This window comes from Nitrospirillum amazonense, assembly GCF_007828035.1.
GTDB lineage: Bacteria > Pseudomonadota > Alphaproteobacteria > Azospirillales > Azospirillaceae > Nitrospirillum > Nitrospirillum amazonense.
In genome coordinates this window covers 39355-61067 of record NZ_VITV01000019.1, presented here as the reverse complement: position 1 = coordinate 61067, position 21713 = coordinate 39355, and the positions used below count along the sequence as shown (strand labels likewise).

Sequence of the window (21713 nt, the reverse complement as noted above, 5' to 3'; positions counted from 1 at the left end):
GCTGTCAGCGTCCGTGCCCTTCATGGGCCAAATGTGGCGACAGCGATTCAGGGGTGTCGTGGGCCTCACGCGAGGGTGGGATGACGAAGAAGCCGTGGGTGCCATCGCGGCGCAGTTGGCCCACCAGGCCGTACTCCCAATCCAGATAGGCCTGCATCGCCTCCACCGCGTTATCAGTGCCCTCATAGGGCCGGCGGTAGACATCATCAGGGGCGGACAGGTAGGCGCCCTCCCCGGTTTCCAGCTGCAGGCCGGCGGCCGTCCATGCGGCCGTGCCCCCGTCCAGCACCAATGCCGGCCGGCCCGTCAGGGCCTGGATGTCAACGGCGGCGAAGCGGGCGCCGACGCCGTCGAGGGAGGTCACGACGATGGTGCCCTGGCGCGCCGCCGCCGGCAGGTCCGCCGCCAGCCGGGCGCGGATGATGAAGCGGGCCCCCGGGACATGGCCCCGCCGATAGGCCGGACTGGGGCCCACATCCAACAGGGTGACGCCGCCCCCATTCGGTAGATTGGCCGCCAGCAGCCGCGCCAGATGAGTGGGCGGTATGGCCTCCGCAGCCGGCACCGGCGGCAGAGTGGGCCGCCACGGCCCCGTGGCGGTCAGGGCGGACGTGGGAACGTCGTCCAGCACCAGCACCTCCCACCCCATCTGGGCCAGCCAGGACGCGCTCATGTCCGCGCGTACCGACAGGGTGTCGAACAGCACGATGCGGGCGCCGCGCACCGGGGCGGAATGGTCCGTCTCCTGCACCAGCTGGCCGCCCGGCGCGCCGCGGAAGCCGGGCAGATGCCCGGCCTGATACTCCTCCGGCGTGCGCACGTCCAAGCGGTAGAGGGTACGCCCCGGCTCCTCCAGCGCCTCCAGCTGGGTGTAAGACAGGCGGCGCACACCAGCGCGATAGGCCACGGCGCGGGCTGCCGTACGGGCCGCTTCCTGAGCCGCGCTGTCCACCGCACCGAAGCGGCGTTCCTGCCCATGCTCCAGGGTAAAGCCGGCCAGGGTCCAGCCTATGGTGCCGTTGCGCAGCGCGTAGACGGGGTTGGGCACCCCGGCGTTGCGCAGCGACTGGGCGCCGATCAGGCTGCGGGTGCGGCCGGCGCAATTGACGATGATGGTGGTGCTGGGGTCGGGTGCCAGAGTGCGGGCGCGCAGCACCAGCTCCGCCCCCGGCACGCTGGTGCCGGTGGGGATGCTCATGGTGCGGTATTCCTCAAACCGCCGGCTGTCCAGCACAACCACGTCCGCCTGCTCATCCAGCAGGCCCTTGACCTCCGGCGCGCTGAGCGAGGGCGTGTGCGCCTCCGTCTCCACCAATTCGCCAAAGGATTTGGACGGCACGTTCACGTCGCGGAAGATCTCGTAGCCGGCGGCACGCCAGCCTTCCAGGCCGCCGGCCAGCAGGCGGACGTTGGTGTAGCCCAAGGCCCCCAGTGTGGCCGCTGCCCGCTCCGCCAGCCCCTCCCCCGCATCATACAGCACGATCGCGGTATCGCGCCGGGGCACGCGGTCCAGCACCTCCAGCTCCAGCCGCGACAGGGGCAGGTTGGCGGCGAACAGCGGATGGGCCTGGGCGTAGGGATCCTCCTCCCGCACGTCCAGCAGGGCCAGTTCGCGCCGGGCGATCAGATGGAAGCGGACGTCCTCGGGGGGGACGGCGGCGGCTGCGGAGGGGGCGAAGGACATCAGGCGTGCTCCAGGGCCGGCGTGCGGGTGACGGCGAAGGCGGGGGTGGCGCCGGCGTTGCTGTAGCCGGAGATGAAGGGCTTGCGCGGTCCCTCCGCCGGGTAGACCCAGCGCCGCACCTGGCCGATATCGGCGCCATAGACGTGGATGCTGACGGAGGTGCGGTCCAGGTGGGCGTTGGTTACGCGGTGGATATCGCCCGCCTGGGGCGACAGCGTCTCCACCTCCCCAGCCTCCAAGCGCTGCTTGGGGCCGATGGCCACCAGCTCATCGCGCGACCCCACGACGAAGCGCTGGGAATATTCCGCCCCGCGCAGGATGCCCACCAGGCCCCAGACGGTGTGGTCATGCACCGGCGTCTCCTGCCCCGGACCCCAAACGAAGCTGACGACGGAATAGCGCCCATCGGGATCGGCATAGAGCAGGAACTGGCGATAGCGCACCGGGTCGGGCTCGGCATAGGCCGCCGGCAGCCAGTCGTCCTGCGCCACCAGCTCAGCCAGCGCATCCCGCGCCTGATCCAGCAACGCGCCCTCTGGCAGGCGCTGGTCCAGGATCGCGTCCAGCCGGCCGACAAAGGTGCGCAGCCGCGCCGGTGCCTCGGGGTTGGTGGTCTCGCTCATCTCGTCCCTCCGCCTAGTGGCGTCAATGGGTGGGTGGACAGCAACCGTAGAGGTTGGACCATAGCCGGGGAAATCGAGTTTTCCTGAAGGTGGGCTTGAGGCCCGGTGGGCCCTAGGTGGAGAGCTTAGCAGACCTGCGCCTCACAGCTTATACCCCACCTTGAAGAACACGGTGCGCGGCGGGCTTTCCACGTAGTACCAGACCGTGCCGGCGGCGGAGGCGGAATAGCTGCCGCCCTGGGGCAGGCGGCGGTCGGCCAGGTTGCGCACGGTGGCGGAGAAGGTCCAGCGTTCGTCCTCCGTCGTGTATTTGGCGAACAGGTTGACGTTCCATTGCGCCGGGATAGCCACTTGCCAGGAGTTGGCGACGTCGGCGTAGGACAGCGTCTGGTACTGGGCGTCGACGCCCACCTGGGCCTGGCCCGGCACGGCCAGCGGCAGGGTGTAGGTGGGGGCCGTGCGGAAGGTCCAGCGCGGGGCGTAGGGCAGACGGTTGCCGGTGGCGCTGGTGCCGATGCCGGCGTAGTTCGGGAACTGGTCGTACAGCGCCAGGGTGTAACTGGCGGAATTGTCCCAGCGCAGGCCGTCGAAAGGCTGGAAGGTGGTTTCCAGCTCAAAGCCCTCGGTATGGGCCGACGCCGCGTTCAGGCGGCGGGAGCGCAAGGTGGCCGGGTCCGTCGCTGTCGCCTGCAGGTTGGCGTAATCGTTGTAGTAGAGCGCGAGGTTGACCAACACCCGCCGTTCCCACCACTGGCTTTTCACGCCCACCTCATAGGTCTCGACCTTTTCCGGCTGATAGGGCAGTTGGGCGTTGATCAGGGCGCTGGCGCGATTGTCGAAGCCGCCGGCCTTGAAGCCCTTGGAATAACTGGCATAGGTCAGCACGTCCGGCGTCCACTGGTAGGACACGCCGAACTTGGGCGTCAGCGAATACCAGGTGGCATCCGACTTGGTCTGGAAGGCGCCGGCCTTGTTGGTGGCCGTGGCCGGCACGATGGGATTGCCGGCAGCGTCGGTAATGCGGGTGCCGTCCGGCGTGTCGTCAAACTGCCGGTAGGTGAAGTCGCGGCTTTCGATGGTGTAGCGCAGGCCCACCGTGCCGGTCAGCTTGTCGGTGACGTGGTAGTCACCCTGGCCATAGGCCGCGTAGCTGTCGGTCTTGGTGTTGCCCACCTGGTCCTGCGGCGGGTTGGCCAGGCTGGGATAGCTGAAACCGTTGCGGTCGCTGGAGAAATTTTCGTGCAGGTAGAACAGGCCGCTGGTGAAGTCCAGCGGACCCCAACTGCCGTTTGCCTGGAATTCCTGCGTCAGCTCATTCTCGTAATAGTGGATGTAGTTCACCTGCTTCACCGCCGCCTCGCCGTCGTTGTCGTAGACGACGGGCGCCTGGCCGAACAGGCGGTAGGCGGTGACGGACTTCAGGGTCAGCTTGTCGCCCAGCGCCTGGGTGATGCGCAGCGCCGCGCCGCCGGAATTGGAGTTGTTCTGCGGCTGCGGCTCCGCGAACGACAGCGACGGGTCGAAGCCGCCGCCCGGCTGGTTTTTGGGCGTGTAATAGGCGGTGGTGGAGCGGTCGCGCTTGGCATCCAGGGTCAATTGGATGTCCAGGTCGTCCGTGGCCTGCAGCTTCAGCTTGGCACGGGCGCTGTCCACGTTCAGGTCGTTCACGTCCTTGTTGATGGTGGGGTCGCGGGTATAGCCGTCGTGCTGCTCATGCCCATAGGCCAGGCTGGCGTAGAGCTTGTTGGCGATCAGGGGGCCGGAGACGTAGCCGTGAGTCTCGAACGCACCCCAGGTGCCGACCCCGGCGTCCACCGACAGCCGCACCTCGTCATTCGGGTCGCGGGTGATGTAGCGGATGGCGCCGGCGCTGGTGTTGCGGCCGTAGAGCGTGCCCTGCGGCCCGCGCAAGACCTCCACCCGCTCCAGTTCCGCCAACAGGGGGGAGGCGGCAATGGAGCGCGGGATGTAGACGTCGTCCACGTACTGGGCGATGGCGGGGTCGAAGATGGGGTCGGTCTCACCGATGCCGCGCAGGAAGAACAGCTGCGTCGTCGGGGTGATGCCGCCGCGCGGCACCGTCAGGCCGGGCACCAGGCCCGCCAGGTCGCGCACCGTGCTGATGTGCTGATCGGCGATGGCGTCGCCGGTGTAGGCCGACAGCGCGATGGGCGTTTCCTGCAGCCGCGTCTGGCGCTTTTCCGCCGTGACCACGATATCGGCGATGCCGCCGCCGCTGGTGTCCAGGTCCGGCGCCACCTCGGCCACCGGCGCCGGGACCGTCTGGGCTGACGCGGATGCCGTCAGCGCGCACAGGGCAATCCCCAGCAGCAACGAAGAAACGGCAACGGGGGAAAACGAGGCCCGGCGAACCATGGAAGAGTGCTCCGCGAAACGAATGGGGAAGCATTCGTTTCGCGTATTTCACAGTTCCATAAAAACGAGATTTGCTTATGTGATTAGTGATTGCCCGTCAAATGACTGTGATATTTTCCAATATCACAGTCATTGCCGTTAGGGCAGACGGCGACGCGGCCGCCCCTTGGAACCGGATGGGCCCTATCGCCCAAGCCACCTTACCGCCGCCGCGTCGGTGTCATCCGGCCGGGTGTTGAAGGCGATACGGGAGTGTGGGGCCACGCGGTGGATGGTGTTCAGGACGGTTTCCAGCAGGATGAGGTTGGCCGGCGGGTTGCGGATGCCGGCACCGATCACCACCACGTCATAGGTCGCGCGGGACAAGGCGGCGGTGACTTCCGTCTCCGCCACGGCGGGGGCGGGCTGAACATACAGGTTGTCGCAGATGTAGCCCTGGTCCTCCAGCGACTGCTTGGACGCAGTCACGCCCGCGCGAACCTTGTCAGCCGTCATGCCCGGGATGATCCCCGGTGCCGTGAAGTCCACGGTGTCGGGATCCTGCCCGACGATCAGGATGCGATGAGTCATAGCGCAAAACTCCCCCAGATTTGCGACGGGAGGATGCAATGAAAGCGACCACGACGCAAGCACAGGGCAGGTCAGATTCAGACCTTCACAATTCCCGTCGTGCCCAGGTTCGCCCATTCATGGGGTCACGCCGGCCAGCCCCAGCGCCTGCGCAATCCGGACCAGCTTGTCGGGGTTGCGGGTGATGTAAATGGCGGTGATGCGGCCGTCTTCGATCTCGAAGGCGGTGGTCTGCAGCGCTGTGCCCCGCTCCACACTGACATAGCCCGGCAGGCCGTCGATGCGCATGGACCGGATGAAGGCGGCCGACTGGAATTCCCCCTTGGCATACAGGCTGGCGAACAGGCGGACCATACGCTCCACCCCGACGATGGGGTTGCGGAAAGCGTGCACCTTGCCGCCGCCGTCAGCCCGCAGCACCACGTCCTGCGCCAACAGGCCCCGCAGCGTGTCCACATCACCCAGGTGGGATGCAGCGTAGAAGGCCTGGGCGATGCGCTCCCCCTCCTCCGGCGCCACGGGATAGCGGGGGCGCGCCTCCTGCACATGACGGCGGGCGCGCACGGCCAGCTGGCGCACGGCGGCGGCATCGCGGTGCAGGGTGCCCGCCACCTCGTCCAACGCCACGCCAAACACGTCATGCAGCAGGAAGGCCGCCCGTTCCAGGGGCGACAACCGCTCCAGCGCCATCATCAGGGTCAGGGTCAGGTCATCCTCCCCCGCTTCCTCGTCACTGCCGGCCAAGGGCTCCGGCAGCCAGGCGCCGACATACGTCTCCCGCCGCACCCGGGCCGATTTCAGCGTGTCCAGGCACAGGCGGGTGACGATGCGCGACAGGAAGGCGGCGGGGACCTCCACCGCGGCGTGATCCGCCTGCCGCCAGCGCAGGTAAGCCTCCTGCACCACGTCCTCGGCTTCCGCCAGGGAGCCCAGCATGCGGTAGGCCAGGCGCACCAGCCGGGGCCGGTGCGCCTGAAAGATCGCGGTGGTGTCCCCGCCGTTCATCAGGCGGCCGCCCCTTGGATGGGCGCCACCGGCGGATGGGCGGCGCGGAAGCCTACCTGCAGGCGGTTCCACAGGTTGATGATGCCGATGGCCAGCGACAGCTGCACCTGCTCCGCCTCGGTGAAGTTGGCCTGCACCAGGGCGTAATCCTCATCCGGCGCACCGGTGTCGGCCACGCGGGTCAACGCCTCCGTCCAGGCCAGCGCCGCACGCTCACGATCGGTGTACAGGGAGGAATCCCGCCAGGCGTTCAGCAGATGCAGGCGCATCTCCGTCTCCCCCATCTTGCGGGCGTCGGTGACGTGCATGTGCAGGCAGAAGGCGCAGCCATTGATCTGCGACGCCCGGATCTTCACCAGTTCCAGCAGCGCCGGCTCCAGCCCGCTGGCCTTGAGGGCGTTGCTGGCCGCCAGCAGCCCCTTGATGGTCTCGGGCGCCAGCTTGAATGCGTCATTGATGCGGGGGGTGTGGGTGCTCATCGTCATCTCCATCAGGTCATGCGTCATCGCATGCCCCAAAGACGAGATGGCGTCATGGCCGTGTGACATGGGGCCTGAAAAAATTCCGGCCCCACGCATTTCATTCCTATCAGGCCGTGGTGCTTGATCAGATTGACGGAAGATTCCCCCTGTGGTCAGGGAGCGGATCGGCCGCCTCCCCGCCACAGGAAGAGGGATACCAGATGCTTATCCGGGCCTTCTTCCTTCATCTCCGTTTCCGGTTCTTCGGCATGGCCGTGGAACTGAAAATCGGGAGGTGAAGGGCGCCGGGGAGAGTAGCCGCTCTCCCCGGTTGCCCTCAGAAAATACCGCGTTCTGCGATCTTGGAAAATCACAAAACGTAGCGCCTCGCGACACGGCGCGAATTGCTCGTATCGCTAACCGTAGCGCAATGCCCGTAGCGCAATGCCCGCCGCGTAGCGCTAATGTCATTCTATAAAGTCGCGTATCGCGGCGTACCGCGAAACGCATTCTTCTACGCCGTTACAGTTTCGCCAGCACCTCATGCAGGCTGTCGTCCCACAGCGGGCGCACATCCACCGGGGCGGGAATGACGCCGGCGGCGGCGAAGGTGTCGGCCACGTCCTGTTGCGAGGCGATGGCCGCGTCGCTTATCGGCAGCAGGCGATAGCCGGCGCTGCGCTCCCGGTATTCCTGGATGTAGGCGGCCTCGGGAATGCTGGTCAGCTGCGCCCGGATGCGGGCCCAGCGGGTGTAGTCCGCCTCGATCCAGGCCAAGGTCTTGGCGTAGCGCTGCAGGTAGTCGCCGATAGCACGCCTCTTAAGCGGGTCGGCCAGCGCGTCCTTGGATGCGGCCACCAGATAGTTGCCGGACAGGCGGTGCAGGCCGGTGGTCAGCACCCGGGCCCCGGCCTCGCGCGCCAGTTGCACCACCACGCCATAGATGACCCAGGCGTCCAGGCTGCCCTGGTTGAAGGCCGCCAGGCCGTCCTGCGGCGACAGCGCCACCGGCGTGATGTCGGCGAAGGTCAGCCCCTGTTCCTTCAGGATCTTCAGCAGCATGTATTGCGAGGTGGTGGCGCGGACATAGCCCACGCGCTTGCCCTTGAGATCCGCCGTGGTCTGCAGCGGGCTGTCCTTGGGCACCAGCACCACCTGGTTGTTCACGTCGCCCTGCAGCACGGCGATGATGCGCACCAGGGGGTTGGCGGCGGCGATGAAGATGGGCGGGATCTCGCTCATGCCGCCCACGTCCAGGGAATGGGCGTTGATCGCCTCCGCGATCAAATTGCCGCCCGCGAACTGCGCCGTTTCAAGCGTGTAGGGCGTGTCGGCCACGCCCGCCTGCTCGAAGAAGGAGTCCGGGTTGCCCCGGTATGTCGCCGCCCGCAGGGTGACGCCGGCAAGGTCCGCATCCTTCTTGCGGCCGCAGCTGGCCAGGTTCAGGGCGCCCAGGCCCAACGCCCCCGCCGCCAGCCCCTGCAAGGCGGACCGGCGCGAAATCAGCATCATGGGTTCGGTCTTTCTTTTAGTAGCCGCTAATAGCCGCGCGACAGGTCGACCACGTCCTGCAGCGGCTCTCCACGGCGGAAACGGATCAGGTTATGGGCCAGCTGGGCCGCCAGGTTGGCATGGGTATCCGGCGTGAAGACGGAGGTGTGCGGCGACAGGCGCACGCGGGGGTGGCTGTAATAGGGGTGGCCGTCCGGCAGTGGTTCCGGATGCGTCACGTCCAGGGTGGCCAGCGAAACCCGCCCCTCCGCCAGCGCGGCCAGCAGCGCCTGATCGTCGATCAGCGCGCCGCGCGCCACGTTGACCAGGTGCAGGCCGGGCTTGGCGGTGGCCAGCACCCGGGCGTTCACCAGATGGTGGGTTTCCGCCGTCGCGGGTGCGGCCAGCACCACATGATCGGCGCGGGCGAACAGCGCCGCCACGTCATCCACCCGCTCCACGCCGGGCACGCCCAAGTGACCGGCGCCACGCCGCGTGGCCAGCACCGTCATGCCCAGCGCCAGGGCCTTGGGCGCCAAGGCCTGGCCAATGCCGCCGAAGCCGACAATGCCCAGGGTGGCGCCTTCCACCAGGCCCAGGGGCGATGGTTGCCAGTCGGCCGCCCGGCTGACCCAGATATCGGGGAAGCGCTTGGCGGCGGCGAAGATGGCGGCCAGCGAGAACTCGGCCAGAGCCGTGGCGGAGGTGCGCTTGGCCGCCGTCACCACCGGCCCCTCGAACAGCCAGCCGGGATAGAAGTCGATGCCGACGGAAACCAGCTGCACCCAGCGCAGGTTGAAAGGCCAGCCCGGCGGCTGTGCCGGCAGGTCGCCACCGGCGCGGCGGAAGGGCGCGGCCACGAAGACGTCGGCGTCGCACGGCCACTCGGCCGGCACCCCCCGGGGCAGGGTGATCAGCTCGACCGCCCCCTCCCCCGTCGCGGCGATGACCCGCCGCGCCACCTCGGCATTGATGGGCTCGGCCAGTTGGCTGGCCACGCGGATGGGGCTCATTCGGCGGCCACCGCCGTGGCGTGTCCGGCCTCCCTTGCCGCGACCGCCTGGCGCACCAGGGGAATGAGGTCACGGCCATACTCGATGGCGTCCACCAGCGGATCGAAACCCCGGATGAGGAAGGTGCGCACGCCAAGGTCATAATAATCCAGCAGCGATTCCGTGACCTGCTCCGGCGTGCCCACCAGGCTGGTGGAATTGCCCTGGGCGCCGGTCAAGGCGGCGATCTCCGTCCACAGGCGCTTGTCCCGCACCTTGCCGGCGGCAGCCGCCGCCAGCAGGCGCTGCGAGCCCACGTTCTGCGGTTCGCCCGTGCGCACGGGCCGGAAGGTCGACTGGGTGGCGCGCAGCTGCTTGGCCTGCTCCAGGATGCGGTCAGCCTTGGCCCAGGCCTCCTCCTCCGTCCGCCCCAGGATGGGGCGCAGCGACAGGCTGAACTGGACATGGTCCTGACGCCCGTGCAGGGCTGCGGCGGCGCGCACCTTGGCGATGGTCTCGCGCACGTCGTCCAGCGGCTCGCCCCACAGGGCGTAGACGTCGGCATGGCGGCCGGCCACGGCGATGGCCTCGTCCGACGATCCGCCGAAGTAGATGGGCAGCGTGCCGTTGACGGGCTTCACGTACGATTGCGATCCGCGCGACTTGTAGTAGGGACCGTCATGGTCGAAGGGCGCCGTGCTGGTCCACACCTTGCGCACCACCTCCAGATAGTCGTCGGTGCGGGCATAGCGTTCCGTCTTGTTCAGGAAATCGCCGTCGCGCTGCTGCTCTTCGTCCGACCCGCCGGTGATGATGTGCACGGCCAGGCGTCCCTGGCTGAATTGATCCAGCGAGGCCAGCTGGCGGGCGGCCAGCGTGGGCGCCACGAAGCCCGGGCGGTGGGCCAACAGAATCTTCAGCCGCTCCGTCTGCTGCACGGCGTAGGCCGCGATCTGGAAGCCATCCGGCGAGGCGCTGGAGTGCGCGATCAGCACGCGGTCGAAGCCGGCATACTCCTGGGCCCGCGCCACGGTGCCGATGTAATCACGGTCGATGATGGGGCCGCTGCCGGGCCGGGTCTCGGACCCGTCCTGCGGCCCGATGAAGCCGATGAACTGCAAGGTGTTGGACATGGCGGAACCCTTTCAGGATGGGGGCTTCAGGACGGGGTGGCGGCGGCGAAGGCGGCGCGGCCGGCGCCGACCAGCACCACATCGGCCTGGGGGGTATGGATGCGGCCGCACAACACGTCGCGGTAATGCCGCTCCAGCGAGTTGTGGCGGGTGATGCCGGGGTTGCCGGTCAGGCGCACCGCCGTCTCCACCGCCTGGATGGCGTTCTCGGTCACCAAGTGCTTGACCAGGCCGGCTTCCGCGGTGGTGGTCTCACCGCGTGTGGCGGCGGCCAGCAGGGCGCGGTTGGACAGCAGCAGGCCGTTGATGGTCCCCACCGCCTCTTGGAAGCGCGGCAGGGTGGACAGGGCGGCGCCCAGGTTGCTGGGCACCCGCCGGCGGGCGAAATCGATCAACCAGTCGCGCGCCGCCTCCGCCACCGCGTCATAAATGCCGGCGGTCAGCACAGCTGGCCAGGCGCCGAACACGGCGTCGCGCGGGCTGAGTTCGCCCGGCTTGCGCAGGTCCAGGGCGTGGTCCAGCGGCGTGGGCACGTCGGTCAGGATGACGTCGTGGCTACCGCTGGCGCGCAGGCCCAGATGGTCCCAGGTTTCCACCACCTGGATGCCGGGGCTGTCGCGATGCACCAGGAAGCCGCCGACGCGCGGCTCCGCCTCATCGGTGCGGGCCCAGACCACCAGCCAGGTCAGCGCCGGGATGCCGGTGGAATAAAGCTTGTGGCCGCTGATGGACCAGCCATCGGCGGTGCGCCGCGCCACCGTGGCCGGCAGGCCGCCGCGCGCCGGCGTGCCCAGGTCGGGCTCCACCCGCAGGGCGTTGATCAGGGCGCCGTTCTCCACCGCGTCCCGCGCCACCCGGGCATAGAGCGCATCAGGTACGGCGCGTTGATCAACCGAGGCATGAAACAGGTACTGCATGACCAGCACCAGGGCGGTGGCGGGGTCGCCCTTGGCCACCGCCCGCACCACTTTCAGCGTGGTGGCGAGGTCGGCACCGGCACCGCCCCAGGCGGGGCCCACCGTCAGGCCCAACAGGCCCTTGGCGTGCAGGCTGCTGAAATTTTCGAAGGGAAAGCTGCCGTCGCGGTCATGCGCGGCGGCGCCGGCGGCGAACTCGGCCGTCAGCTCGGCCAGCACGGCGTCCAGGGCCGGGCCGTCGAAGCGCCCCTCCTCCACCGCTTCCACGCAGCGCAGGGCCGCCGTCATGACAGGCCCCCGCCCACCTGGGCGCCATGATGGGCGCCGCCATTAAGCGCACCATTATGGCCATTGTGACCGTTGACAGCGTGACCGTTGACAGCGTGACCGTTGACGGCGCCCGGCCGGTTCCAGCCGGGGCGCAAGCCGGCGGCGGGCGGAATGAAGGTCAGGGGCGCCGTGTCGCGCGGCGCCGGCTGCTCCACCCCCAGATGGCCCAGCAGACGGCGACGCAGGGCCTGGAACTCCGGCCCCGCCTCACGCGGGCGGGCCAGGGTCACCTTCTCCTCCACCGCCAGCCGGCCGTCGGCTAGCACCAGGATGCGATCGGCCAAGGCAATCGCCTCATCCACGTCATGGGTGACCAGCAGCACGGCCGGACGGTGCGCCCGCCACAGCGACAGCACCAGCTGATGCATGCGCAAACGGGTCAGGGCGTCCAGGGCGGCGAAGGGTTCGTCCAGCAGCAACAGTTGCGGTTCCCGCACCAGGGCGCGGGCCAGGGCGGCGCGTTGCGCCTCACCGCCCGACAGTGTGACGGGCCAGGCGTCGACGCGATGGCCCAGGCCTACCTCCTCTAGCGCCGCCGTGGCCTGCAGGCGGGTGCGGCCGCCCTTCAGGCCCAGGGTGACGTTGCGCCAAACCTTCTTCCACGGCAGCAGGCGCGGTTCCTGGAACACCACGGCGCGGGCGCCGGGGGTGGACACCTGCTCCGCCGGGGCGGCGTCCAAGCCAGCCAGGGTGCGCAGCAGGGTGGTCTTGCCCGAGCCGCTGCGGCCCAGCAGGGCCACGAACTCACCCGGGGCGATGTCCAGGTCCAGGTCGCGCAGCACGGTGACGTCGCCAAAGCGGCGGGTGAAGCCACGCACGCGAACCGCGGCGTCGCTGGACGCGGTGGAGCTGTTGGCGGTCAAGGGGGCGGCTTTGAGAGGGGCGGTGTTGGAAGCCATGGTTCAGCGCTCCAGGAAGGTGGGACGCCAGGCCAGCAGGCGGCGCTCCAGAAGGCGGACGAGGAAGTCGGTGCCCAGGCCCAGCACGGCATAGACGCCCAGGCAGACGACGATGATGTCGGTGCGCATGAAGTCGCGGGCGTTGTTGATGAGGTAGCCCAGGCCGGCGGAGGCGTTGATCTGCTCCGCCACCACCAAGCTCAGCCAGGCATGGCCCAGGGCGTAGCGCAGGCCGACCAGGAAGGACGGGGTGGCCCCCGGCAGCACCACGTTGGTGATCAGCTCCAGCCGCGACAGGCCGAAGCTGCGTCCCGCCTCCACCAGCTTGGCCTCGATGGCGCGGATGCCGGAGAACAGGGTGAGGTAGGTGGGGAAGGCGGCGCCCAGGGCGATCAGCGCCACCTTGGGCACCTCGCCAATGCCGAACCACACGATGAACAGGGGCACCAGCGCCAGGAATGGCAAGGTGCGCAGCATCTGCATCAGAGGGTCGACCAGCGTCTCCCCTCGGCGGAACAGGCCCGCCAGGACGGCCAGCACCGTGCCGACACCGACCCCGATGCCCAGGCCCGTGGCCACGCGGACCAGCGACACCAGCAGGTTGGACACCAGCTCGCCCGAGGCCAGCAGGGTCCAGAAGGTGGCCAGCACGGCGCTGGGGGCGGCCAGCACGCGGGAGGGCACCAAACCCACCCGCGACCCCAGTTCCCACGCCAGGATCAGAGCCAGGGGCACGGTCCAGCGCGAATTGCCCAGCCGGGCCAGGAGGCGCCGGATCAGCGGAACGCCAGCGAGCCGGGGGGCGGGGCGGGGGACGGCGGACAGTGCCGCGTCTTGCGGAGCGTCGAGGGTCAGGGACAAGGCCGCACCTCATTCTACATGTGAAATATGGCGATCTCCGATCGGTAAACTCCATTAAATGTCGTGGATTTTAATCCGACAATGGACTTCTCATGCTGTGAATGTTTGAAAATTCTCAAGCATGGAGATTTCGTTGCGTGGCGGTGGACGGCTTGGCCATTGCCCCGCTGGCGGTGCTACAAGAACGGCAGGCAGAGGGAAGGGAGGCCGCCATGGCCAGCCAGCAGTTCGATTTCGATAGCGCCAAGGGGTACCGGTTGTCCGGCCGGATCGAGCCGGCGGAGGGTACGCCGCGCGGCTGGGCCATCTTCGCCCACTGCTTCACCTGCGGAAAGGACAGCCTGGCCACCACGCGGCTGGCCCGGGCCCTGGCCATGGCCGGCATCGGCGTGCTGCGCTTCGACTTCGCCGGGCTGGGCAAAAGCGGCGGTGACTTCACCGGCGGCGGTTTCGCGGCCGATGTCGATGACCTGATGGCGGCCTATGCGGCCATGACCCAGGCGGGCATGCCGCCCAGCCTGCTGGTGGGCCACAGCTTCGGAGGGGCCGCGGCCCTGGCGGCCGCCGGCGACATGCCCACGGTCAAGGCCGTCGGGACCATCGCCGCCCCGTCCGACGTGGCCCACGTGCTGCAGACCTTCGGGCCGGAAGCGCTGAATCGCATCGAGGCGCAGGGTGAGGCCGAGGTTGATCTGGCCGGCCGGCCCTTCGTGATCCGCCAGAGCTTCGTCGATGACGCCCGCGAACAGGATCTGGCAGCGCGCATCGCCCGCCTGCGCCGCCCGTTGCTGATCCTGCACGCCCCGGGCGACATGACGGTGGGCATTGACAACGCCACCCGCATCTTCGTGGCCGCGAAACATCCCAAGAGCTTCGTCTCGCTGGACGACGCCGACCATCTGCTGACCCGCCCGGCGGACGCCGACTACGCGGCGGCCGTCATCGCCGCCTGGGCCAGCCGCTACCTGCCGCAGCAGGGCGAGACGCCGGACCCGCATGGCGAGGCGGAAGGCGTGCTGGCAACGGAGACGGGTCACGGCCGTTATCAACTGGCCATGCGCAGCGGACCGCATCAGTTTCTGGCGGACGAGCCGGTGGACGTGGGCGGCCTGAACAGCGGCCTCGCCCCCTACGACTTCGTGTCGGCGGGCTTGGCCGCCTGCACCACCATGACCATGCGCATGTATGCGGAGCGCAAGGGCCTGCCCCTGGTACGCGCCCAGACGCGGGTGGTGCATACCAAGCGGCCGGACCAGACGCCCGCCGACCTGTTCACCCGCACCATCACCCTGGAAGGCCCCCTGGATGCGGAGCAGCGCGCCAAGCTGCTGTCCATAGCCAACCGCTGCCCGGTGGACATCACCCTGACCCGCGCGTCGGAGGTGGAGACGCTGCTGGTGGATGAGCAGCCGGACGACCAGCCCTCCTGATACAGGCGGCCCCTACAGCACCCGCTCGAAGGCCGGCCGCACGTCCAGGCCGTCGCCACCCAGACCCACCTTGGCGAACTGGTCCACGATGCTTTGCTGGTCGGCGATGATACCGTCGTCCAGGGCCACGGGGTGGAAGTTGGTGCGGCGGATCATGAGCGACGCCACCTCCGCCGGCACGCCCGTCTGCTGGGCGAAGACCGCGGCGTAGGCGTCGGGCTTGGCGGCGGAATACTCCCGTGCCCGGTCGATGCGGGCCACGAAGTCCCGCACCAGGGCGCGGCGGGCGGACAGCGCCGCCGGTGTGGACAGCAGATAGGAAAGGCCGGGCATGCGCCCCTGCGCGTTCACCAGCACCTTCAGCCCATCGTGCAATTCCCCCAGGGCGGTATAGGGGTCCCAGGTGGCCCAGGCGTCGATGCTGCCGGCCAGCAAGGCGGCCTTGGCGTCGTTGGGCGCCAGGAAGGCGATGGTGACCTTGTCCACCGGCACGCCCGCCTCCGCCAGCGCGCGCAGCACCAGGAAATGACCGATGGAGCCCTTGCTGGTGGCGACGGTGCGGCCGGCGAGATCGGCCACCGCCTGGACCGGGCCGTCCGGCTTCACCAGCACGGCGGTACCCTCACCGCTGGAGCGATAGGCGGAAACCGCCTTGATCTGGGCCTTGCTCGCCAGGCCGAAGCCGAAGGGCGCGTCGCCCACCGCGCCCACGTCGATGGCCTGGGCGTTCAAGGCCTCGATCACCGGGGCGGCATTGGGGAATTGCGCCCATTCCACCTGATAGTTCAGAGCGGGCTTGTCATCGGGATAGGCACTGAGCAGGGCCTGCAGCCCGCCGCGCTGGTCCCCCACCTTCAGGACGCTTGGCGCCTTCTTGTCGTCGCAGGCCGTCAGCAGCGCCGGGGCGGCGATGATTGCGCCCAAACCCGCCCCCGCCCGCAGAAAACCGCGCCGCGACCAATCCCGAACCCACGCCATGTTGCACCCGAACCCATGCCATTGCAGCGAGAACCCAGGCTAACGGACGGGCACGCCGCCGACTGTTTGATAAGTTTCAACAGTCCCTTGAGCGGCACCGGCCGCAGCGCCGCTCGCAGGGCCGCTCAAGGGATGCTTTAAAATCCCCAATTTGACGTCCCGGCCGCGTGGATCGACGCTGAAGGCCAATCGACGCGATGGAGAATGAGGATGGCGGACGGATCCTACCTGGGCATCCAGTCCCTGAAGGGGCGGGTGGATGAGGCGGAGTGGCAGACGCGGGTGGAACTGGCGGCGCTGTACCGCCTGGTGGCGCTGTTCGGCTGGACCGACCTGATCTACACCCACATCTCCGCCCGCGTGCCGGGGCCGGAGGAGCATTTCCTGATCAATCCCTACGGGCTGTTTTTCGACGAGATCACGGCCAGCAGCCTGGTGAAGGTGGACCTGGACGGGAACATCCTGCAGGCGCCGGTCTGGGAGGATACGGAATACGGCATCAACCCGGCGGGCTTCACCATCCATTCCGCCATCCACGGCGCCCGGCATGACGCCAAGTTCGTCATCCATCTGCATACCGCCGACGGCATCGCCGTCTCGGCGCACAAGGAGGGGCTGCTGCCCCTGAACCAGCATTCCCTGACCGTCATCCCGCGCCTGGCCTATCACGACTATGAAGGCATCGCGCTGCACCTGGATGAGCGGGAGCGGCTGGTGGCCGATCTGGGCGACAAGAGCCTGATGCTGCTGCGCAACCACGGCACCCTGGCCCTGGGCCCCACCGCCGCCCACGCCTTCCTGGGCATCCACGCCCTGGAACGCTCCGCCACCCTACAGGTGCGCACCCTCAGCGCCGGCCGCGACGGCATCCTGCTGGCGCCCGAGCATGCCCAGGCCGAGGTGCGCCAGCAGGTCGCCAACCACCGCCCCGACCACGCCAAACTGCCGTGGGCCGGCCTGCTGCGCCGCCTGGCCCGGGAGTCGCCGGGGTACGATAGCTGACCCTTCCGCATGGGCGATCCAGCCCCGCATTGCACCCCGTCCAGGACATCGCCACTATCGGTTCGCGCGCCGGTGCGGATGGCGAGGCGCACCAGTCCTCGACGGGGAAAAGCATGCGGCGGTCCAGGTGGTCGTACTGTGTGGCCGGCGCCGGTCTTCTGATCGGCGTCCTGACGGAGGGACCTGGAGCATGGGGCCAGACGGCGCCCACGACGGCCTGGGCCGCCTACCCCTGTTATGAGGCGGCCAATCCCGACGATCTTCGCCTGTGGCCTGGGCGTGCGCCGGGGGCGGTGGGGGATGATCCCTGTCGCGACATCCCTTTCGTCCAAGTTTTCCGGGCGCGCGGGGTGGATCATGGCCCGGCCCTGGTGCTGATTCCCGGCGGCGGTTACGATCACCTGTCCAATGAGCGCGAGCAGGCGACGGTCGCGGCCTATTTTGCCGAACACCTCAAGATCACCACTTTTTTGCTGTCCTATCGGCTGGTGCAGCCGGACGGGACGTACCGCTACCCCGTGCCGCTCTGGGATGGCCGCCGCGCGGTGCGGCTCGTACGCGCCCTGTCGTCCCGCTATGGGGTCGACCCCAATCGGATCGGCGTGTTTGGATTTTCAGCCGGCGGCCACTTGGCCGCCTTGATCGCCTTCCGGCCCAAGGACGATTTCGGCTTCGCCCCTGGGGACGTCATCGATGCCGCGGACGACAGGGTGGCCGTCCTGGGGTTGGGTTATCCCGTGGTCAGCCTTGATCCCACCGTAGTGCCGCCGTCCGGCAGTGTCAGGCACCTGTTGGCCGGCTACCGCGGCGCGGAGCGGGCCCCCCTGGAACAACAACTTTCCGCCCAGACGCAGATTGGCCCGGACGCGCCGCCGGTTTTCCTATTCGACGGGCTGGATGACCAGCGCGTCAGCGCCAAGAACAGCCTTTTGCTGGCGCAGGCCCTGCGCGACGCGGGGGTGCCCAACGACATCCATTTGTTCGACCATGGCCCCCACGGGGTGGGGCTGGCGACGGGCGTCACCGGAGAGGAGGCGTGGCCCCGCCTGTTTCAGGACTGGCTGCTGCAGCGCGGCTTTCTCCCATAAGCGCACACCCATCCTCACGCCGCGTTGGCCCGCGGCTCACCCTCCTCACCGCCGTCGTCCCCGGCGCCCTGGGCGCTGATCGCCTGATGCACCAGGCTGATCAGGCTGGTGATGGACTCGGACGGATTGGGGCGGTGGGCCAGGACGACGCTGACGGGGGCCAGGGGCGGCAGCACGCCCAGCGGCAGGGGCGGCAGCGGGTCGAAAGCCATGGCGCGGCAGGTCAGGCCCAGGCCGGCGCGCACGGCGGCACGCAGGCTGGACAGGTTGGGCGTTTCCACCACGATGCGGTGGGGCCGGCCAATGCGGTCCAGGGCCGCCAGCGCCGCTTCGCGGAAGCGGCAGGGCGTTTCCAGCACCACCAAGGGCAGCACGTCGGCGCTCAACAGTTCCGGATTGCCCATCCAGCGCACCGGCACCGTCAGCACTCCGTTGGGGTCCCCCGCGGGGCCGAAGCCCGCCACCACATCCAGCCGGTCGGCCGTCATCTGCTCCAGCAGCTCGGCCGTCCCGGCGATGCGGGCATGCAATTGCGCCTGGGGATGGATCTGGGCGTAGCTGGCCAGCACCCCGGTCAGCAGCGTATCGGTCATGTCCTGCACCATGCCCACCCGCACCGGCCCGGCGAAGGCGCCGGCGGTGACGGCGCTGACCGCCTGCTCGTTCATTTCCAGGATCTTGCGGGCGAAACCCAGCAAGGTCACCCCCGCCGGCGCCAGCGTCAGGCGCCGCCCCTCGCGCAGGAACAGCTGCGTCTGCAACAGGTCCTCCAGCCGCTTGATCTGCAGGCTGAGGGCGGACTGCGTCAGGAAGATGCGCTCCGTCGCCTTCTGCAGGGTGCCGGCGTCAACGATGGCGACGAAGGTGCGCAGCAGCTCAGTGGGCAGATTGGGGGGCATGGGGCACGGTCCTCACTGTCCATGGGTTCTCATTGATCCCAATTACACATGCCGGAACGCAAGACAGCAAGCCGAGTCCGCAGCATGGCGATGTACAATATATCGCATAGCTCTGAATTTAACACTTATTTACCGTGTTATAAGAATCCAGCCTTTCCAAGGCTTCACCCTGTGCAGCCCGTCGCAATGATGCGCGGCCTGACTACCAATTTAGTGCCCTCATCAAATCCTCAAGGATAAGTCGATTTACGGGCCAGGGCGGCGGCCTGTCTAAAAACCCAACGCTTTATTCAACATCGGGGAAGCCCGGCAGGCGTGCCAAGTCGGGCCCAAGGGGGTTTTACATGCATGCCGCCGCTATTCTGAGCCGTCACAAGATTCTGCTGCTGGCCACCGCGCTGGCCCTGCCCGCCGTGGCCACCACGGTGCACGCGGCGGAACCGGCCGGCCCGGCGACCACAACCACCGGAGCCCCGGCCAGCGATAGTGTGGAATTGGACGCGGTGCAGGAAACGGTGGTGACCGGCCTGCGCGGCGGCAGCCGGGCGGCCATCGACAGCCCCTCCCCCATCGATGTCGTCGGCTCGGCGGCTTTGGCGGAAACGGGCAAGGTCGGCCTGAAGGAACTGCTGAACCAGTTGGTGCCGTCCTTCAACCTGCCGGGCGTGAACGGCGGCGGCACCAGCTGGACCGTGCGCTCCACCACCATGCGCGGCCTGAACGGCGACCAGGCGCTGGTGCTGGTCAACGGAAAGCGCCGGCACAATACGGCGCTGATCAACAATCTGGCACGTATCGCCAACGGCGGCGTACCGGTGGACCTGGACCTCATCCCCGTGGGGGCCATCGACCATATCGAGGTGCTGCGCGACGGCGCCGCCGCCCAGTACGGCTCCGACGCCATCGCCGGCGTCATCAACGTCATCCTGAAGAAGGCACCTGAGGGCGGTAGTGTGGAAAGCAGCCTGGGCCAGAACTATGGCGGTGACGGCTTCACCAAGCACGTCGCCGCCAATTACGGGCTGGACCTGCCCCGGCAAGGCTTTCTCAACCTGTCCGCCGACTACAAGGACAACCAGTCGGCCAGCCGCGCCGCGCCCACCAGCGTGGCCAACCTGTACAATCCCCTGGCCAATGGCGCCCGCGACCCGCGCGAGGCCACGGCCGACCGCACCTTCTACGGCAACAGCTATGGCCCAGGGCAGGAGACGATCTACAGCGGATCGTACAACGCCGAGCTTCCGGTTGGTGACGACGTCACGCTCTATTCCTTCAGCACCGTGTCAAAGCGCCGCTCACGCAAGAACACCGGCAGCTTCCTGCCCAACAACATCAACTCCCTGGCCGAGGTTTATCCCAACGGTTTCAACGCCCTGCGCCGCATTTGGGAAACGGACTTCCAGACCACGGTCGGCGGGCGGGGCGAGATCGCGTCCTGGTCCTGGGACCTCAGCACCACCTACGGCCGCGACAATGCCAAGCTGGATGGCGAAAACACGCTGAACGCCACCTTGGGGCCCACCAGCCCCACCTATTTCCACCTGGCCGACCAGATCTTCGACCAGGTGACCACCGACCTGGACGTCAGCCGGGCCCTGAATCTGGGCCTGCCCGCCCCCGTGACCGTGGCCTGGGGCCTGGAACATCGGTATGAGCGTTACGAGATCGATCCCGGCGATCCGGCCAGCTACATCATCGGAAGCTACGTCATTCCCAGCGGCTACTACGCCGGACAGCATCCGCAGCCGGGCCTGGCGTCCTACACCGGCACCTCGCCCGCCGACAGCGGGGCCATCGCCCGGAACAACGGTGCGGCCTACATCGACCTGGCCACCAACCTGACGCCCGCCTGGTCGCTGGACGCCGCCGGCCGGGTGGAGCATTACACCGGCGCCGTGGGCGACACCGCCAGCGGCAAGCTCGCCACGCGCTATGAACTGGCGCCCGGCTACGCCTTGCGCGGCACGATCAGCAACGGCTTCCGCGCGCCCTCGCTGGCACAGACCATCTACGCCTCCTCCACCTTCACCGGCACGGTGGACGCCGCCGGCAATTACATCACCCTGCCCATCAAGGTGCTGCCGGCGACCTCGGGCGAGGCCAAGGCCCTGGGCGCCACGCCGCTGACGCCCGAGACGTCCACCAACTACAGCGTCGGCGTGACCGCGGAGCCGGTGCATAACCTGCAGCTGACGCTGGACGCCTACCGCATCGACATCAAGGATCGCATCGTCGAGACCGGGTTGCTGACCGGCAACGCCGTCTCCGCCATCCTGCAGCGGGCCGGCTTCGCCCCCGGCCTGTCGGCGCAGTACTACACCAATGCCGTCGATACCCGGACGGAGGGGGTGGACGCCGTGGCCAACTACCTGGTCGATCTGGGCGACGCCGGCGACGTCCGGCTGGGTGCCGCCTACAGCTGGACGCGCACCTATATCACCCACATCAAGCCGACACCGACCCAGCTGTCCAGCCTGGGCTATGCCCTGTTCGACCGGCAGCGCCAGGCGGACCTGACCGACGGCACGCCGCGCGGCAAGGCCATCCTGTCCGCCAACTGGCACTGGGACCGCCTGCATGTCGACACGCGCCTCACCCGCTACGGCAGCTATACCGAGGCCGGCACGGTGGCCGCCAACGACCGCACCTTCGGCGCCAAATGGATCACCGACCTGGACGTGGGCGTGGACCTGACCGACCGCATCAGCGTCAGCCTGGGCGCCAACAACCTGTTCGACGTCTATCCCGACGCCATCGGCATCGTCGACGCCAAGACCGGCCTGAACAAGTACGGCCTGTTCTCGCCCTTCGGCATCACCGGCGGTTATTACTACAGCCGCGTGTCGGTGAAGTTCTGAGCCATCCTTCAGCGCCGCCAAACAGTCGCTGCACGATTTCCAAAATTTCCCGGCGGCCTGGCGGCGCTAGACTTTCCCTGAGATAGCCCCATCCCGAACCGATCAACCGGCGGCCA

18 protein-coding genes are annotated in these 21713 nt (G+C 68.3%); 4 read left to right on the top strand and 14 right to left on the bottom strand.

Annotation, left to right across the window (positions count from 1 at the left end; all coding sequences use genetic code 11):
- Positions 1–4: 4 nt before the first annotated feature.
- The 12 genes from FBZ87_RS28260 to FBZ87_RS28205 form a co-directional block, all read right to left on the bottom strand.
- Positions 5–1684, bottom strand: coding sequence for a rhodanese-like domain-containing protein (locus FBZ87_RS28260; protein WP_145613908.1), 1680 nt, complete (start codon positions 1682–1684; stop codon positions 5–7).
- A complete protein-coding gene (locus FBZ87_RS28255; protein ID WP_145613907.1) occupies positions 1684–2307 on the bottom strand; it encodes a cysteine dioxygenase family protein in 624 nt (207 codons plus the stop codon). Before FBZ87_RS28255 ends, FBZ87_RS28260 begins: the two co-directional genes overlap by 1 nt.
- 141 nt (positions 2308–2448) lie before the next feature.
- Positions 2449–4683, bottom strand: a complete 2235-nt coding sequence (locus tag FBZ87_RS28250) for a TonB-dependent receptor (RefSeq protein WP_145613906.1) — start codon at positions 4681–4683, stop codon at positions 2449–2451.
- 183 nt (positions 4684–4866) lie between these two features.
- Complete coding sequence (locus tag FBZ87_RS28245) at positions 4867–5253, bottom strand: hypothetical protein (RefSeq protein WP_145613905.1); 387 nt, start codon at positions 5251–5253, stop codon at positions 4867–4869.
- Between the two features lie 117 nt (positions 5254–5370).
- On the bottom strand, positions 5371–6258 hold the full coding sequence (locus FBZ87_RS28240; RefSeq protein ID WP_145613904.1) for a sigma-70 family RNA polymerase sigma factor: 888 nt from the start codon (positions 6256–6258) through the stop codon (positions 5371–5373).
- Positions 6258–6737 carry a carboxymuconolactone decarboxylase family protein gene (locus FBZ87_RS28235; RefSeq protein ID WP_145613903.1) on the bottom strand — a complete coding sequence of 160 codons (480 nt, stop codon included), beginning with the start codon at positions 6735–6737 and terminating at the stop codon, positions 6258–6260. The genes FBZ87_RS28240 and FBZ87_RS28235 overlap by 1 nt, the downstream gene beginning before the upstream one ends.
- Before the next feature lie 504 nt (positions 6738–7241).
- A complete protein-coding gene (locus FBZ87_RS28230; RefSeq protein ID WP_145613902.1) occupies positions 7242–8231 on the bottom strand; it encodes an ABC transporter substrate-binding protein in 990 nt (329 codons plus the stop codon).
- Between the two features lie 26 nt (positions 8232–8257).
- Positions 8258–9223: a D-isomer specific 2-hydroxyacid dehydrogenase family protein gene (locus FBZ87_RS28225; protein ID WP_145613901.1), complete on the bottom strand. Its 966-nt coding sequence runs from the start codon at positions 9221–9223 to the stop codon at positions 8258–8260.
- Positions 9220–10335: an LLM class flavin-dependent oxidoreductase gene (locus FBZ87_RS28220; protein WP_145613900.1), complete on the bottom strand. Its 1116-nt coding sequence runs from the start codon at positions 10333–10335 to the stop codon at positions 9220–9222. The genes FBZ87_RS28225 and FBZ87_RS28220 overlap by 4 nt, the downstream gene beginning before the upstream one ends.
- A gap of 26 nt (positions 10336–10361) precedes the next feature.
- Entirely contained in the window at positions 10362–11540 is a 1179-nt protein-coding gene (locus FBZ87_RS28215; RefSeq protein WP_145613899.1) for an acyl-CoA dehydrogenase family protein, read from the bottom strand.
- A complete protein-coding gene (locus FBZ87_RS28210; RefSeq protein WP_145613898.1) occupies positions 11537–12481 on the bottom strand; it encodes an ABC transporter ATP-binding protein in 945 nt (314 codons plus the stop codon). The genes FBZ87_RS28215 and FBZ87_RS28210 overlap by 4 nt, the downstream gene beginning before the upstream one ends.
- 3 nt (positions 12482–12484) lie before the next feature.
- Positions 12485–13342, bottom strand: coding sequence for an ABC transporter permease (locus tag FBZ87_RS28205; RefSeq protein WP_246134652.1), 858 nt, complete (start codon positions 13340–13342; stop codon positions 12485–12487).
- Positions 13343–13554: 212 nt separating this feature from the next.
- Between FBZ87_RS28205 and FBZ87_RS28200 the strand changes: the two genes are divergently transcribed.
- Positions 13555–14772: a bifunctional alpha/beta hydrolase/OsmC family protein gene (locus FBZ87_RS28200; protein WP_145613897.1), complete on the top strand. Its 1218-nt coding sequence runs from the start codon at positions 13555–13557 to the stop codon at positions 14770–14772.
- 12 nt (positions 14773–14784) lie between these two features.
- On the opposite strand, the gene FBZ87_RS28195 is transcribed toward FBZ87_RS28200, so the two are convergent.
- Entirely contained in the window at positions 14785–15696 is a 912-nt protein-coding gene (locus FBZ87_RS28195) for an ABC transporter substrate-binding protein (RefSeq protein WP_186455036.1), read from the bottom strand.
- Between the two features lie 264 nt (positions 15697–15960).
- Here FBZ87_RS28195 and FBZ87_RS28190 point away from each other — a divergent pair, with 264 nt between their 5' ends.
- Both FBZ87_RS28190 and FBZ87_RS28185 read left to right on the top strand, forming a co-directional pair.
- Positions 15961–16752, top strand: coding sequence for a class II aldolase/adducin family protein (locus FBZ87_RS28190; protein ID WP_145613895.1), 792 nt, complete (start codon positions 15961–15963; stop codon positions 16750–16752).
- 371 nt (positions 16753–17123) lie between these two features.
- Positions 17124–17840, top strand: coding sequence for an alpha/beta hydrolase (locus tag FBZ87_RS28185; RefSeq protein WP_211107276.1), 717 nt, complete (start codon positions 17124–17126; stop codon positions 17838–17840).
- Positions 17841–17854: 14 nt separating this feature from the next.
- Here the strand turns inward: FBZ87_RS28185 and FBZ87_RS28180 are convergent, their stop codons facing one another.
- Entirely contained in the window at positions 17855–18739 is an 885-nt protein-coding gene (locus tag FBZ87_RS28180) for a LysR substrate-binding domain-containing protein (RefSeq protein WP_145613893.1), read from the bottom strand.
- A 344-nt stretch (positions 18740–19083) separates the two neighbouring features.
- Here FBZ87_RS28180 and FBZ87_RS28175 point away from each other — a divergent pair, with 344 nt between their 5' ends.
- Entirely contained in the window at positions 19084–21597 is a 2514-nt protein-coding gene (locus FBZ87_RS28175; protein WP_246134651.1) for a TonB-dependent receptor plug domain-containing protein, read from the top strand.
- Positions 21598–21713: the final 116 nt, after the last annotated feature.